Raw genomic sequence first — 14,652 nt, forward strand, 5'->3', positions numbered from 1 at the left:
GGGGCCGAGATGAAAAAGACGGAGCAATATGACCTTTTGGCGCAAGAGGGCCAGTACCGGCTGTCGCGTCTGGCCTCGGAGGCCGGGCGGCTGGTTTCGCAGAACGGCTGGCTCATGGCCACGGCGGAGTCCTGCACGGGCGGGCTTCTGGCCAGCACGCTGACCAACCTTCCCGGCAGCTCGGCCTGGTTCCACGGCGGGGTGGTGGCCTATTCCAACGCGCTCAAGAGCGGCCTGCTCGGCGTGCCGCCGGAACTCATAGAGGCGCACGGCGCAGTGAGCGAGGCCGTGGTGCTGGCCATGGCCAAGGGCGCGCTGCTCTTGCCGGGCATGCCCGCGGATAGGGGCTGCTCCGTGGCGGTTTCGGGCATTGCCGGCCCCACCGGCGGCACCCGGGAAAAGCCCGTGGGCACGGTGTGGGTGGCCTGGGCCTGGCCGGGCGGCAGCAGGGCCGAGGCCTTTTTGTTCCGGGGGGCGCGCACGGCGGTCAAGGCCCAAAGCGTGGCCGGGGCGCTGTTCGGCATGATGACCTTCATCAAATGAGCGCCAAGGCCGTGAGCGCCAAGGCCGCGCCCAAGGCAACGACCGTTCGCTGCTTTGCGGGCCTGCCCCTGCCGGAAGACTGGCGCGCGGCGCTCTCCCGCGTGGCCGGCCGCCTGGCCGCCCGTTTTTCCTCGCGCATCGCCTGGACCGCGCCGGACAACTGGCACATCACGCTGAAATTTCTGGGCGAGGTGGAGTGCGCGCGTCTGCCGGAGATTTCCGCGGCGCTGCGGGCCATCGTTTTTTCGCCTCTGGAACTGCGTCTTGGCGGGGCCGGGGCGTTCTCCGCCTCTGGTCCCTTGCGCGCGCCCAGAACCCTGTGGGCCGCGCTGGCCCAGGGCGACGAGGCCGTGACCGCGCTTGCGGCGCGGGTGGAGGCGGCTTTGGCCCCCTGCGGCTTTGCCTCGGGCGGGCGCGGCTTTCGTCCGCACGTGACCCTTGGCCGGGTGAAGGCCGCCGCCGCGGACGAGGACTGGGGGCTTGTGGACCGCGAGCTTGGCGCAGAGGTGTTCGCGCCGGCGCGGGTGGAGGATATTGTGCTTTGGCGGAGCATACTTGGGCCGGGGGAGCCCAAGTACGTCGCCCTGGAATGTTTTCCGGCCCGCGGGCAGGGTGCGGGTCCGGCGGAGGGCACCGCCTAGGCGGTGTAGTCCCCCCGGTTGAACTTGATACGCTCCGTCACCGTCATGGCTTCAAGCTCGGAGACCACGCCCTGAAGGGCGGGGTGGCTCTGGGCGAGATTGGGATTGGCGCTCTTGATGTCCTGCACGGCGCTGTCGATGTCGTCGAGCACGCCGTAGGCCGCCTTCAGGCTGGAGCCGCTGGAGGTGGTCTGCAGGTTCTGGGCGTACTGGTCCCACTTGTCGAGCACGCTGTCCACCTTGTCCATAATCGCACTCCCCGACTGGGTTACCTCGCTCGTGGCCTCGACGTCCTGGACCCCGACAAGGGCCGAAAGCGTGCCGAGCCCGCCCGGAGGAGGCAGGGATGCTGTGCTGCTGGTGCTCTGCGTGCTCGTCTTGGCGACCTCGCCGCTCAAGATGTCGCCAAAGGCGGTGCTGGATTGTGTGCCGCGGGCCGTCTGGCTGGTCTGGTCCAGGCGGACGCTCTCCAACTGGTCAGGAAGGATCTTCATGGCAACTCCTCACCTATGGTTTGCTTTTGATGTGCAGAGACCATGCCAAGGCGTAGTGTTTCGATTGGCTTGAAATTGCGCAACTTTTTGTTTTCGCAGGGGCGGAAAATCTTGCCCCCGGAGCCCGTGGCCCTTGCTCCAGCGCTGTTTCAAGATACAGAATGCCGCCGCCCTTGTCCATTCTGCACGCTTGCGGACGCGGGGCTTCACCGGCCGCTTCGGCCGCGCGCAATCCTTATCGGCGCTTTTTGTGCTTGCATTACCGGAGTCTGGTGATTATTTTCACATTGTTCCCGTCTCCTTCCCTCTAAGAAGGGAGGCAAAACGACTTACCAAGGGAGAGCGTCATGGCCCAAATCAAGACGATTCTTTGCGCAGTGGACTTTTCCGAGCACAGCCCCGCCGTTGCGGAGTACGCCCGGATTCTGGCACAGGGCCTGGGGGCCAAGATCATCTGCCTGTATGTCGCCCCGTCTCTTTCCCAGTACGTGGGCTTCCATGTTCCGCCCAGCTCCATCGAGAATTTCGTGGGCGAGATCGTCACCGGCGCCGAGGCCACCATGAGCGCCTTCTTGAGCGAGAACTTCCAGGGCGTCGAGGCCGAGGGCCATGTGGTCACCGGTTACGCGGCCGAGGAGATCTTCGGCATTTCGGCCAAGGAAAACGCCGACCTCATCATCATGGGCACCCACGGCCGCAAGGGCATCGACCGCATCCTGTTCGGCTCCGTGGCCGAGAAGGTGGTCAAGGGCGCCAAGTGCCCGGTCATGACCATCCGGCCCGAGCACTAGAGCCCATTCGTACGCCTGGACGGCCGGGCGGGTTTACGTATATGAAGGCGCTTGAAGGGGCGGCCCGCCGGGTCGCCTCTGCGCCGTTTTTCTCTTGCGCGCAGATTGCGCCAACGTACAGGAGCACCCATGTCCAGCCAGCGCGTCCGGCCCGAGATCCTCGACTTCAAGCCCTACGTACCCGGGCTTTCCGTGGAGGAGATCAAGGCCAAGTACGGCCTTGAGCACATCATCAAGCTCGCCAGCAACGAGAATCCCCTGGGCGTCTCGCCTCTGGTGACCGAGGCCATCGCCAAGGCGGCGACCGAGGCGCACCGCTACCCCCAGAACCACAGCCCGCGTCTGGCCGAGGCCCTGGGCAAGGCCATGGGCGTGCCCGCGCAGTGCATCGTGGCCGGCAACGGCTCCGATGAAGTCATCGACCTGCTCATGCGCGTGGTGGCCCGCCCCGGCAAGGACAACGTCATCTGCTACGAGCACTGCTTCAGCATGTACGGCCTCACCGCGCGGCTGTGCGGCGTGGAGTACCGCGAGGTTCCCAGGGGCGACGGCTACCGCCTGCCGCTGGAGTCTCTGGCCGAGGCCGTGGACAAGAACACGGCCATGGTCTTCGTCACCAACCCGGACAACCCCACTGGCCAGGCCGCCCGGGCCGAGGAGATCATGGTGCTCTCCGGCGTGCTGCCGGCCGGAACGCTTTTGGTGGTGGACGAAGCCTACATGGACTTCACCTGGCCGCCGGAAGAATATTCCGTCATGCACATGGTGGGCGAGCTGGAAAACCTGGTGGTGCTGCGCACCTTCTCCAAGGTGTACGGCCTTGCCGGGCTGCGCCTGGGCTACGGGGCCATGCCCCTTTGGCTGGCCGATCATGTCCGCCGCGCGCGCCCGCCCTTCACCGTGAATCTGCTTGCCGAGGCCGCGGCCCTGGCCGCCCTGGGCGACGACGATTATTACAGCACCACCCTCGAGGTGATGTTCAAAGGACGGGAGCGGCTGCTGGCCCGCCTGCCGCAGCTGGGCTGCGAGGTCTGGCCCTCGCAGGCCAACTTCGTCATGTTCCGGCCGCCGTATCCGGCCGGCGACGTGTGCGAGGAGCTGCTCAAGCGCGGCATCATCGTGCGGCATCTCAAGAGCTTCGGCCTGCCGGACAACATCCGCGTCAACGTGGGCACAAAGGATGAAACAGAGGCTTTCCTGAAGGCCCTTGAGGAGATTCTCAATGGCTAACGCCGATCCGCTCATCGTCACCCTGGACGGACCCGCCGGAGTGGGCAAGAGCACCCTGGCCGCACGCCTGGCCGGTGCGCTCGGCGTGGCCTTTCTGGACACCGGGGCCATGTTCCGCGCCGCGGCCTATACCCTGGGCGAGGGCGCCTGGGACTGGCCCCAGGGCATTTTGCAGCAGAAGCTGGGCGACTTCGAGTTCTCCCTTGCCGGCAGCGGCACGGACACGCGGCTTTTGTTGAACGGCCAGCCCCTGCCCCAGGCCATCCGCAGCGAGGAGACCGGCCGTTGGGCCTCGCAGCTCGCCATCGTGCCCTCGGTGCGGGCCTACATGAAGATGGCGCAGATCTTTTTGGGCCAGACCACGGCGCTGGTGGCGGAGGGCCGCGACATGGGCACGGTGGTGTTCCCCGGCGCGCGGCACAAGTTCTTCCTCGACGCCGACCCGGAGGAGCGCGCCCGCAGGCGTTGCCGCCAGCTGGAGGCCCAGGGCAAGCCCGCCGACCTCAAGGCCATCGCCGAGAGCATCCGCCAGCGCGACGACCAGGACCGCAACCGCAGCATCGCGCCGCTCAAGCCCGCGCCCGACGCCATCGTGGTCGACACCACGAGCCTGGGCGAGGACGAGGTGCTGGCCAAGGTGCTGGGCTACGTGAAGGGCTGAGGCGAGGCACCGCCAAACAAGCGCGCGTGGCCCGGGCCGCATGCGCCCGTGTGGAAGAGCGCCAAAAGAAAGCCGAAAGGACAGACGACCAGAGTCGCCGACAGGAGTCGCGGGCCAGAGTCGCGGACAAAAAGAGCCGACAGGAAGAGCCGACAGGAAGAGCCGACAGAACAGCCTGCCGGCTTTTTTTGCGCCCTTGCTCCGCGTTGTCCGGGCCCTCCTCGCTGCGAAGCCCGCGCCCCCGCATTCACATCGCGCGACCACAGCCTTCGCCCCACAGCCTTCGCCCTACATCCTTCGCCTCCGCGTAGTCCTGCCCGTGCGCAAGCGCATCCCAGGACGCCGTGCCCAGGCGGCCGCATGTAGCGTCGCGTCCGATATCATGGGAATGTTCTGGCAAAAGGGCTCCGCAGGGGCTTGCGGGGCGGCGGGCAAGGCTGTTATTCAAGCCATACGCACAGACGGCGGCGTCTGCGCGGCGATCTGCGGTGCTGAACATTTTGCCGGAACCTGAGGTTTTTGCATGGCGGAAGAGAAAAAAGAGAGCTGGCTCGGCTATGTGGCGGTGACGACCATCGTGTTCGCCGTGTGCGCCACCTTGTCCACCTTCAAAGGAGGACAGCACTCCACGCGCGCGGTGCTTTCCCAGTCCAAGGCCACCAACCAGTGGGCCTACTACCAGGCCAAGGACATGAAGCAGTATCTGCACGAGCTGCAGAAGGACAGCCTGGACCTGGCGCTTTTGAACGCGGGCAAGGCCGAGGGCGACTACGCCAAGGCAGCGCGGAGCAAGGAGGAGGCCTACGCGGCCAAGATCGCCAAGTACGAGACGCAGAAGGAGGAGATCAAGAAGCAGGCCGAAGCCTATGACGCGGCCATCGCCGAGGCCCAGGCCCATTCCGGCGCGTTCGGCATGGCCATCATCTTTTTGCAGATAGCCATCTTGCTGTGCTCGGTGTCCGCCCTCATGAAGCTCAAGCCCGTGTGGATGGGCGGCATGGCCGTGGGCGTCGTCGGGCTGGTGTTCTTCGCCAACGGATTCTTTCTGTTTTTCTAGTCGGGGCAGGGCGCACGGCCCCGCGGTTCAGAGGTGTCAGGCCCCGCGCTTGTAGCCTATGGCGACCTCGCCGCCCCGGACGATGACCGGAATGCGGCGCACCCCGCCGGAGAGCCGGAGCATCTCCTCCAGGGCGGCCGGATCGTCCAGCACGTCTATGAACCGCGCCCGCGGCAACGCGGCCCGCGCCCGCTTGGTGTGGGGGCAGGTTTCTTTGCCGTAGATGCGCGCGCCTTCGCCCTGGTCGGGCGCCGGGGTTTCTTCCGCCTGCCGCTCGGGCAGGGTGCAGCAGTCTTTTTCCGCAGGGCTCATGCCCTCTAAATGGTCGCCAACAGGTTGGATGTCAACGTGCTGAGTTTGGTGGTGCCGCCGTTCTTGTAGTACTTGTAGATGCTGTCGCCCTCGTCGCGCAGGGCGTTCTGCAGCTCGGAAAGGGTCAGCGAGCCGTTAGAGTTGGTGTCGATCTGCTTGAAGGCGTTGGAGGCCAGGGAGACCTCGGCGCTGCTCAGTTCGCCGTCGCCGTTCTTGTCGAAGGCGGAAATATAGCTCTTGGCGGCCATCTTCACGTAGGTGTTGATGGTTGCGTTGCTGGCGGTCTTGCCATCCAGCAGGGAGTCCACGATGTCCACGTTGCCGGACTTTGCGCCACCGTTTTTATAATACGAGAAAATTTCATTGTCCTTGCCGGAAAGGGACTTCTGCATCTCCGCCTTGGTTATGCTGCCGTCGGAGTCCTTGTCCAGGGCGGCAAAGGCCGCGGCCGAAAGCGTCACCTCGTCGCTGGTGAGCTTGCCGTCGTTGTCCTTGTCGTTGTCCTTGATATATTTGGCGGCAGCGAGCTTCGTATAGGTGCCGGTGGGCAGTATGGACGAGCTGGTGCTGGAGCTGGAGCTGGAGCTGGAGTCGGAGTCGCTGCTGTCCATGTAGTTCAGGTACATCTGATTGGCGAGGGCGGGGTTGATGCGCATCGTTTTTTCCTCCTGGCCTGGATGTGCATAATCCAGACCACCCGCCGGAACAGGACATTCTTGCCGCCGCCCCCAGCTTTGGGTACATGAAAACATCCGCAAACAACCACAGCCAGGAGTCCGCCATGAAACGCGCCTTTGCCACCGCACCCGCCGCCCTTGCGCTTTGTCTGCTCGCCACCCCGGCCTTGGCCGGCTGGGCCGATGTTTTGGACAAGGTGCAGCAGCAGGTGCCCGCCTCCTCCGGTTCCTCCTCCGGCTCGTATAGCGCCGCCAACCTGGGCGCCGGCCTCTCCGACACCGACATCACCAAGGGCCTGAAGGAGGCCCTGGCCAAGGGAACCACCTCGGCCGTGAACAGCCTGGGCCAGAGCGACGGCTACTACGCCAACCAGGCCGTGAAGATTCTGCTGCCCGACTCGCTCAAGAAGCTGGAGGCCCCGCTGCGCATGGCCGGGCAGGGCCAGCTGGTGGATGACCTCGTGCTGGCCATGAACCGCGCGGCGGAAAAGGCCGTGCCCCAGGCCGCGAACATTCTGGGCGACGCGGTGAAGAGCATGAGCGTCTCCGACGCCAAGGGCATCCTCACCGGCGGGGAGGACTCGGTCACGCAGTACTTCCGCAAGAGCAGCGGCGAAAAGATCGGCGAGATGATGAAGCCAATCATCAGCAAGAGCATGGAGTCCGTGGGCGTGGCCAAGGCCTACAAGCGCCTTACGGCGAACCCTCTGGCCGCCAGCGCCGCACAGGCCTACGGCCTCGACCTGGACTCCTACGTGAATGCCAAGGCCCAGGACGGCCTGTTCCTCATGATCGCCAAGGAGGAGAAGGACATCCGCAACAATCCGGCGGAGCGCACCACCTCCATCCTCAAGAAGGTCTTCGGCGGCAAGTAGATCCGGCAAACGCAAAGGAGCCCCCCCATGTCGAAAGTGCTCATCGAACCCGCGGACTATCAGTCGTGCCGTCAGGCGGTGGAGAAGGCCTTCAAGACCTTCGCCCCCGCCGTGCACGGCAAAAAGGTGCTGGTGAAGCCCAACGTGCTGCGCGCGGCCCGGCCGGAGGAGGCCGTGACCACACATCCCGCCGTGCTGCGGGCCGTGGTGGAGTGCCTGCTCGACCTGGGCGCGGGGCGGATCATCGTGGGCGACAACCCCGGCGTCATGGGCTACGGAGCCAACGAGGCCTGCTTCGAGCACACGGGCCTGCGCGAGGCCTGCCTTGGGCATTATGAGAACATCGGCCTGGACGCGGAGGAGGTGCCCTTCTCGGTGCTGGGCGACACCTCGGTGCTGTCCAAGGTCAGCGTCTCGCGCGCGGTGCTGGAGGCGGACTGCTTCATCTCCCTGCCCAAGTTCAAAACCCACGGCCTCACGGTCATGACCGGCGCGGTAAAGAACAGCTACGGCATTCTGCCCGGCGCGCAAAAGGCGCATCTGCACAAGCTTTCCGGCAGCCCGGAGCGCTTTCAGGAAGTGGTGGTGGACGTGTTCCGACTGCGCCCGCCGGATTTCATCCTGGTGGACGCGATATTGGGCATGCAGGGCAACGGCCCGGCCTCAACGGACCTGCGCTGGGTGGGCCGCATCCTCGCGGGCGAAAACGCCGTGGCCGTAGACGGCGTCATCTGCCGCATGATGGGCATGGACCCGGCGCGGCTGCGGCTGCTGGGCAAGGCCAAGGCCCTGGGACTGGGCGACTTCGCGGCGGAGAGCATTGAGCTGCTGGGAACCCTGACGCCCATCGAGGGCTTCCGGCTGCCGCCGCAGGACGGCGCCACGCACCAGGCGGCCACGCTCGGCATCCTCGAGAACCGCATCGCCATGCGGCCCAAGGCCGACCCCGCACGCTGCACGGCCTGCGGCACCTGCGTGGCCCAGTGCCCGGCCCAGGCGCTCAGCATAACGGACGGACTCGCCGTGGTGGACAAGGCCTTGTGCATCGGCTGTTTCTGCTGCCAGGAAATGTGCCCGGAGAAGGCCATCTCCCTTTCCGCCGCTTGAAACAAGGCTTGTGCCGGGGTGCGGTGACGTGATATCAGGGCGCGCATAATTCGGTGCGCAGCCCGGGCCTGGCGCAGGGCCGCCGCCGTAACGTCGCCGCAACGCCGCCCCAACGCCGCCGTAGGCAGGGAGTCCACACATGGTCAGCATGCGAAACATACCCCCCGCCGCACGGCGGCTCAGCACAAAATCCGGCTCGGCACAGGGTCTGCGCGCCCTGCCGCGCGTGTGCGCGCTTGCGGCCCTGTGCGCTCTCGCCGCGTGCGCGCCCCAGGCCAAGGTGCCGCAGCTGGAGGCCGGGCAGGTGGATGCCGAGGCCAAAATCCAGCAGGAGCTGGTTTTGCGCAGCTCCGTCGAAACGCTGGACCGCCTGACCCGCGTGGCCTGGAACATCCGCGCCAAGAGCGCGGACCTGTGCGGCGAGCGCGTGGGCTATTCCGTGGGGCTCAACCTCCTGGAGCTGGACGACTACGCCAAGGAGAAGCGCGAGACCGTCAAGAGCGTTCTGGGCATTCACTGGCGGCCAACTGTTTTTCAGGCCGTTCCGAACGGCCCGGCCGAGCGGGCGGGGATCAGGCGCGGCGACATCATCGTGGCCGTGGCCGAGGAAAAGGTGGCGAACAAGAAGCAGGCGCGCGAAAGCCTGGCGAAAATCGTCAGAACGGGCAAGCCGGTCATGGTGGACGTGGAGCGCGACGGCGTGCTGATGGAGTTCACCCTGACGCCGGACAGGCTCTGCGCCTACCCTGTGGTTTTGAGCCCGAGCACGGAGCTCAACGCCTTTGCCGACGGCGACCAGATCATCGTGTGCCAGGGCATGATGAAGTTCGTGAAGTCCGATGACGAGCTTGCGGCCATTGTCGGACACGAGATGGCCCACAACACGCAGAAGCACCGCCGCAGCAAGGAAGTGAACGCCGCGCTGGGCAAGATGTTCGTGGATCTGCCCGTGCTCCTGCTCACCGGCTACAATCTCCGCCTGGGGCAGAGCATCGGCGCAAGCGCCTTCAGCCCGGAATACGAGGCCGAGGCGGACTATGTGGGGCTCTATTACACCGCCCGCGCCGGGTACGACATCCACAACGTGGCGGACCTTTGGCGGCGCATGTCCATCGAGAATCCCAAGGGCATCTCCATCGTCACCACCCACCCGAGCCATAGCCAGCGCTACGTTGGCCTTGCGGCCGATGCGGCGGAGATTGACAAGAAGCGCGCCGAGGGCAAGGATTTGCGGCCCGACATGAAGGGCGATGACAAGAAGGGCGACGAGAAGAAGGCCGAAGCGGCCAAGCCCGGCGACCAGCCTGTGGAGCCGGATCCGCTGCCCCAGACCGAAATGAACTAGACGGGCTCACGCCCGGCACAGGAAGGCGCGCCCATGCGGCGGAAGACGAAGTTCATAGTTGCGGGAGTGGTGCTTGCGCTGCTGGCTCTTGGCGGGCTGGCCTTCGCCTCGCCCTACCTCGCGGTGCGCGGCATGCGCCAGGCGGCGCAGGCCCAGGACGCGGCCAAGCTTTCGGAGTATGTGGATTTTCCGGCCCTGCGCCAAAGCCTCAAGGATGACTTCAGCGGCCGCTTGACCGAAGAGCTGCGCAAGGACCCGAAAAATCCCCTTGCCGCCATCGGGCTCATGTTCGGGGCAAGCATCGTCAGCCAGCTGGTCGACGCCTTCACCACCCCGGAGAACCTTGTGCGGCTGATGCAGGGCCGCATTCCTCAGGGGCCTGCGGCAGTGTTCCCCTTCCAGGGGCCGTCCGCGTCCGAAGCGGCAGCCCAGCCGGCAAACCAGTCCGCCGACCAGTCCGCGTCCCCGTCCATGCCCCAGTCCACGCCACAGCCAGGCCCGCAGCCGAGCCCGCAGCCAGCCTCGCAACCTGCTCCGCAGGCGGAGCAGAACGCGATGTCCGCAAACGTCGGCGCGCCCGCCATCAGCATGGGGTATGAGGGCATGAACAGGTTTGTGGTGCGCGTGCGCGACAAGAAGCCCGGCGCCGGTCCGCTGGTGTTGGAGCTGCGGCGCGACGGCGTCTTCAGCTGGAAGCTCTGCGCCGTGCAATTGCCCAACTAGCCTTGTCGACTATTCTTCCGGAAACTCCTGCCCCACCTTGAGCACATGCGCCGCCAGCGGCGTGATGGGCGCGCCCACGGCCAGCACCAGCGCCTGCGGGCTCATGTAGTCCTTGGACCAGTCGAGGCTCAAGGCCACGCCGCCGTCCGGCTGGAGCGTGGCGCTCGCCACCAGGGCGCGCAGGTTGGTGGCCTTCGGCCCGTTCTTGCTCTTGCGGTCGAACATCACCACATCGCGCTCCATGAACGCGGCCCAGCCGTTTTGCCAGCGCGCCACGTCCTCCGGGCTGCCGGAATAGCGCACCAGGAAATGCTCGCGCACGGCCTGCACGGGGCGCTTCATCACCGGCAGGCTTTCGATGCGTATGGGGTTCAAGCCCCCGGGCATCTGCGCAGCCAGGGTGTCGAGCACGTACTCCGGTCCCAGGGCCTCGCGCAGGGTCAGGGTGAACCATTCGCTCACGCTCTCCACGCCAACGGGCAGGGCCCGGCCAAAGGAGATGCGCGGCATGGGGTGATAGCCCGCGCTGAAGGACAGCGGAAAACGCGTGCGCCTGAGCGCCCGTTCGAGAATGCTCTGCAATTCCAGCTGGCTCAAATAGGCGGCCTCGCCGCGCTTCTCGTACCAGATGCGGTACTGGGCCTGCTTGTCGGAAAGTCCCAGCACCGGCGGGCCGTCGGCCTTGGTGCGCTTCTCGGCCCCCTGGTTCAGGAAGGCGGCCGGCGCTGCGGACATCTCCTGCGTGGGCGCGGCATCGGCGGGCGGAGCCTGGCCCGCCTCGGCGCGGCCCGCGGCGGTTTCTGCCGCGTTGGCCGGCTCCTGGTCGCGGTGGGCGAACACCACGCGGGGGCGGATGTCCTTGACGGCCGCCTGGGCGGAAAGCTCGGAGGCGCGGCCCTCCATGTTGCACACGCCGCAATTGCGGCAGGCCCCGTAGCGGCAGTCCTCGGTGCCCTTTTCCTCCAGGGCGCGCTTGCGCTCTGTCAGCAAATACTTTTTGGACACGCCGCAGCTCAGGTGGTCCCAGGGCAGGGGGGCGTCCACGTCGCGAGCGCCCTGGAACTCCTCGGCGTTCAGGCCGTGCTCGGCCAGGGCCTCCAGATAGGGCTCCAGGCGCAGGTGGTCGCGCCAGCTGGAGAACAGCGCGCCCTTGCGGTAGGCCGTTTCCAGCACCGGGCCCAGGCGGCGGTCCCCGCGCGAGAACACGCCCTCAAGAAAGCTCATTTCCGGCTGGTGGTACTTGAGGGTGATGCGCTTGAAGGGCTTGAGCGCGTCCTTGATGTAATAGATGCGGCGGCGGATCTCCTCCATGCCGATCTGCGCCTCCCACTGGAACGGGGTGTGGGTCTTGGGCACAAAGGGCGAAACGGCCGCCGTCACCTGCAAACGCTTCACGTGGCGGCCCGCGGCGTCGCGCACCTTCACGCACAGGTCGGCAATGGCGTCCAGGTCGGCGTCGGTCTCGGTGGGCAGGCCGATCATGAAATAGAGCTTCACCTGCTGCCAGCCGTTTTCGAATAGCGTGCGCACGTGCTCCACCAGGCCTTCCTCGGTGACGCCCTTGTTGATGACGTCGCGCAGGCGCTGGCTGCCCGCCTCCGGTGCGATGGTGGCCCCGGTGCGGCGGATGGTGGCCATGCGCTCCATGATGTGCGCGGAGAGCGAGCCCACGCGCAAGGACGGCAGCGAGATGCAGACCTGCTCCGCGGCGCAGCGGTCGAAAACCGTGTCGAAAAGCGTCTCCAGCCCGGAATAGTCGCCGGTGGAGAGGGACAAGAGCGAGACTTCCTCGAAGCCCGTGGCGGCCACGGCCTTGGAGAGCATGTCGCCCAGCTGCTCCGGCGTTTTCTCGCGCACGGGGCGGTAGACCATGCCCGCGTGGCAGAAGCGGCAGCCGCGGGTGCAGCCGCGCGCCAGCTCAAGGGTGTAGCGGTCGTGCACGGCCTGGCCGAAGGGCACGGACGGGGACAGCGGGAAGGGCGCGGCGGCAAGGTCGGTGACGATGGCCTTTTCCACGCGCTCGTAGCCGGGCACAAGGGGCCGCACGGGCTTGCCAGGGCCGTCCCAGGCGAAGAACGCGGGCACGTAGACGCCCGGCAGGCCCGCCAGGTCGCGCAGCAGCTCCTGCCTCGGGGTGCCCGCCTTGCGCGCGTCGGCGATGCGGCTCAGCAGCTCGGGCATCACTTCCTCGCCGTCGCCCAGGACCATGAGGTCGAGGAAGTCGGCCAGGGGCTCGGCGTCGTAGCAGGCGCCACCGCCCGCCATGATGATGGGCCAGGGAGCGCCCGCGCCGTCGTTTTGTCCACCGCCTTTTTCGGCGCCCTTTTCCGAATCAGGCCCGCCGGTCATGCGGTCCTTGGCGTGCAGGGGGATCTGCGCCAGGTCGAGCATGTACAGCACGTTGGTGTAGCACAGCTCGTGCGTGAGGCTGAAGCCCACGGCGTCCATGCGCCGCAGCTCGGTGTCGGTCTCTAGGGTGGCCAGCGGGGTGTTGTGCGCGCGCAGTATGGCCGCGGCGTCCTGGCAGGGGGAGTACACGCGCTCGGCCAGCAGGTCCGGCCGGTCGTTTATGGCCTGGGTGAGGATCTTTTGCCCCAGGTAGCTCATGCCGACCTCGTACATGTCGGGGAAGGCCAGGGCGATGCGCCCCCGCACCAGGGACGGGTCCTTGAGCGTCACGCCCCATTCGTTGCCGAGGTAGCGGCTGGGGCGGGGCAGCAGAGGCAGAAGTTCCTTCACGCGGGGGCTCCTTCACGCTTGTGCGCGGAAATAAAACAGGGGCGGCAGGACCGGTCGTCCCGCCGCCCCCCATGTGGATACAGGCGGATGTTGGGTTATTTTGTGATGAGCTGGGAGAGGTTGCCCGCGCCGGGAGCGGAAAGGGTGAGGTTGCTGGAGGCCTCCAGGTACTTGGTCTTCAGCTCCTCGGGCGCTTTGGTGTATTCGTAGAGCACGTGCTTGGTGGAGATGGAGCCCGTGATCTCCTGCTCGAAGGGGTAGCCGAAGGGCAGAAGCATCATCTGCACGCCCTGCTGCATGGGCACGGTCTGAATGACGGCGGGATCGTTGATGCTCTGGCCGTCTTCGCTCCACTTGCCGATGACGGTTTCGCCGTTGATGAGCTTGACCAGGCGGATATCGTAAGACATGTGGGTTACTCCTTGGTTTTGGTGAGGCGGAAGGTAGGGGCTCAACCCGCGCCTGTCAAGGGACGGCTCCCCCACGTGCGCGTGGCCGCGCCTTGCCAGCCGGCCCTGCCGGCGGTACATGCCCTGTATCTTTGCCGCACAGGAGAATAAATGACGCGTCCCTCTTCCTTCCGCATTTTCGCCCCCGCGCTGATTTTGCTGCTGTCCGCGTTCTCGCTGGCCGGGTGTTGGGTGCCGGAGACCTACATCGGGCGCATCAAGATCGAGCGCGACGGCTCCTATAAGCTGTACCTGGAGGGCACCGCCGCCGATCCGGACGCCATGCACGCCATGCGCGGCGTGGCCGCGGAGTCCAAAAGCGGCAAGCTCAAGCCCGAAGATGTGAAGAAACGCCAGGCCGAGGCCCTGGAGCCCATGCTGAAGGACATCGCCAAGCTCAAGGCCGAGGGCAAGGTGGAGACCGCCAACTCCATCGGCGACGGCCGGGTGCGCTTCAGCCTCTTGGGCAAGTGGCGCATGAACCGCGACCGTTTGATATCCAGCGAGCTCGGCGAGCCGCTGACCTATGCCATTGCCCAGGACGGGACCGTGCGCGTGCGGGTGAAGGACGCCGCGCCCGTGCACGAAACCGCGTCGCTTGGGCTGCATCTTGACGGCGACCTCTCCATCATCTTGGCCGAGGGCATAGTGGTGCTGGAGCACAACGCCCAAACGGCGCCCAAGACGCCCAACGGCGCGTACCGCTGGCACATCGACGGCCACACGGCGCAGGTCCCGTTCATGCGGCTGCGTTTTCCCAGCGGGGCTCCCGAGCCGCAAAGCTCGCAAGCGCAAAAAAAGCTTGCCCACCACTGAGAAACGGGCTAAAGAACCAAACCGTTCCGGCGAACCGGACACTCCTTGGGGATGTAGCTCAGCTGGGAGAGCGATGCGTTCGCAACGCATAGGCCAGGAGTTCAATCCTCCTCATCTCCACCAAGAAGATCAAGGGCTTGCAGCAGAAATGCCGCAAGCCCTTTTTCGTTTTACTCGCCTATTGCTACCAGT

16 protein-coding genes and 1 tRNA gene are annotated in these 14,652 nt (G+C 66.1%); 12 read left to right on the forward strand and 5 right to left on the reverse strand.

All coding sequences use genetic code 11. The annotated features are described in order from the left end of the window. Positions 1–9: 9 nt before the first annotated feature. Together ACYQ4W_RS01980 and thpR are read left to right on the forward strand one after the other, a co-directional pair. On the forward strand, positions 10–543 hold the full coding sequence (locus ACYQ4W_RS01980) for a CinA family protein (protein ID WP_459852204.1): 534 nt from the start codon (positions 10–12) through the stop codon (positions 541–543). After that, positions 540–1,184 carry an RNA 2',3'-cyclic phosphodiesterase gene (gene thpR / locus ACYQ4W_RS01985; protein ID WP_459852206.1) on the forward strand — a complete coding sequence of 215 codons (645 nt, stop codon included), beginning with the start codon at positions 540–542 and terminating at the stop codon, positions 1,182–1,184. Before ACYQ4W_RS01980 ends, thpR begins: the two co-directional genes overlap by 4 nt. Here the strand turns inward: thpR and ACYQ4W_RS01990 are convergent. Then, on the reverse strand, positions 1,181–1,678 hold the full coding sequence (locus ACYQ4W_RS01990; RefSeq protein WP_459852208.1) for a hypothetical protein: 498 nt from the start codon (positions 1,676–1,678) through the stop codon (positions 1,181–1,183). The two genes, thpR and ACYQ4W_RS01990, sit on opposite strands and share 4 nt — an antisense overlap. 347 nt (positions 1,679–2,025) lie before the next feature. On the opposite strand from ACYQ4W_RS01990, the gene ACYQ4W_RS01995 reads away from it, so the two are divergent. The 4 genes from ACYQ4W_RS01995 (at position 2,026) to ACYQ4W_RS02010 (ending at position 5,417) form a co-directional block, all read left to right on the forward strand. Then, the gene (locus ACYQ4W_RS01995) at positions 2,026–2,469 is read left to right on the forward strand and encodes a universal stress protein (RefSeq protein ID WP_459852210.1); all 444 of its coding nucleotides are present in this window, start codon (positions 2,026–2,028) and stop codon (positions 2,467–2,469) included. A 129-nt stretch (positions 2,470–2,598) separates the two neighbouring features. Further along, positions 2,599–3,699, forward strand: a complete 1,101-nt coding sequence (hisC, locus tag ACYQ4W_RS02000; RefSeq protein WP_459852212.1) for a histidinol-phosphate transaminase — start codon at positions 2,599–2,601, stop codon at positions 3,697–3,699. Continuing rightward, the gene (gene cmk, locus ACYQ4W_RS02005; protein WP_459852214.1) at positions 3,692–4,360 is read left to right on the forward strand and encodes a (d)CMP kinase; all 669 of its coding nucleotides are present in this window, start codon (positions 3,692–3,694) and stop codon (positions 4,358–4,360) included. Before hisC ends, cmk begins: the two co-directional genes overlap by 8 nt. 523 nt (positions 4,361–4,883) lie before the next feature. Next, positions 4,884–5,417, forward strand: a complete 534-nt coding sequence (locus ACYQ4W_RS02010; protein WP_459852216.1) for a DUF4337 domain-containing protein — start codon at positions 4,884–4,886, stop codon at positions 5,415–5,417. 36 nt (positions 5,418–5,453) lie between these two features. Here ACYQ4W_RS02010 and uxx1 read toward each other — a convergent pair whose 3' ends face one another. Then, entirely contained in the window at positions 5,454–5,642 is a 189-nt protein-coding gene (gene uxx1 / locus ACYQ4W_RS02015) for a UXX-star selenoprotein family 1 (RefSeq protein WP_459854428.1), read from the reverse strand. Between the two features lie 92 nt (positions 5,643–5,734). Then, on the reverse strand, positions 5,735–6,385 hold the full coding sequence (locus ACYQ4W_RS02020) for an EF-hand domain-containing protein (RefSeq protein ID WP_459852218.1): 651 nt from the start codon (positions 6,383–6,385) through the stop codon (positions 5,735–5,737). Between the two features lie 125 nt (positions 6,386–6,510). On the opposite strand from ACYQ4W_RS02020, the gene ACYQ4W_RS02025 reads away from it, so the two are divergent. From ACYQ4W_RS02025 to ACYQ4W_RS02040, 4 genes are all read left to right on the forward strand, one after another. After that, positions 6,511–7,281: a DUF4197 domain-containing protein gene (locus ACYQ4W_RS02025; RefSeq protein WP_459852220.1), complete on the forward strand. Its 771-nt coding sequence runs from the start codon at positions 6,511–6,513 to the stop codon at positions 7,279–7,281. A gap of 27 nt (positions 7,282–7,308) precedes the next feature. Continuing rightward, complete coding sequence (locus tag ACYQ4W_RS02030) at positions 7,309–8,388, forward strand: DUF362 domain-containing protein (protein ID WP_459852222.1); 1,080 nt, start codon at positions 7,309–7,311, stop codon at positions 8,386–8,388. A 139-nt stretch (positions 8,389–8,527) separates the two neighbouring features. Then, a complete protein-coding gene (locus ACYQ4W_RS02035; RefSeq protein ID WP_459852224.1) occupies positions 8,528–9,733 on the forward strand; it encodes a M48 family metallopeptidase in 1,206 nt (401 codons plus the stop codon). A 33-nt stretch (positions 9,734–9,766) separates the two neighbouring features. Further along, entirely contained in the window at positions 9,767–10,456 is a 690-nt protein-coding gene (locus ACYQ4W_RS02040; RefSeq protein ID WP_459852226.1) for a DUF2939 domain-containing protein, read from the forward strand. A gap of 9 nt (positions 10,457–10,465) precedes the next feature. On the opposite strand, the gene ACYQ4W_RS02045 is transcribed toward ACYQ4W_RS02040, so the two are convergent. Both ACYQ4W_RS02045 and ACYQ4W_RS02050 read right to left on the reverse strand, forming a co-directional pair. Further along, complete coding sequence (locus ACYQ4W_RS02045; RefSeq protein WP_459852228.1) at positions 10,466–13,195, reverse strand: TIGR03960 family B12-binding radical SAM protein; 2,730 nt, start codon at positions 13,193–13,195, stop codon at positions 10,466–10,468. A gap of 95 nt (positions 13,196–13,290) precedes the next feature. Next, on the reverse strand, positions 13,291–13,605 hold the full coding sequence (locus tag ACYQ4W_RS02050; protein ID WP_459852230.1) for a hypothetical protein: 315 nt from the start codon (positions 13,603–13,605) through the stop codon (positions 13,291–13,293). A 150-nt stretch (positions 13,606–13,755) separates the two neighbouring features. On the opposite strand from ACYQ4W_RS02050, the gene ACYQ4W_RS02055 reads away from it, so the two are divergent. Both ACYQ4W_RS02055 and ACYQ4W_RS02060 read left to right on the forward strand, forming a co-directional pair. Then, entirely contained in the window at positions 13,756–14,460 is a 705-nt protein-coding gene (locus tag ACYQ4W_RS02055) for a hypothetical protein (RefSeq protein WP_459852232.1), read from the forward strand. A 47-nt stretch (positions 14,461–14,507) separates the two neighbouring features. Further along, positions 14,508–14,583 (forward strand) — tRNA-Ala (locus tag ACYQ4W_RS02060). The last annotated feature ends 69 nt before the right edge of the window (positions 14,584–14,652 follow it).

This window comes from Humidesulfovibrio idahonensis (assembly GCF_054657715.1).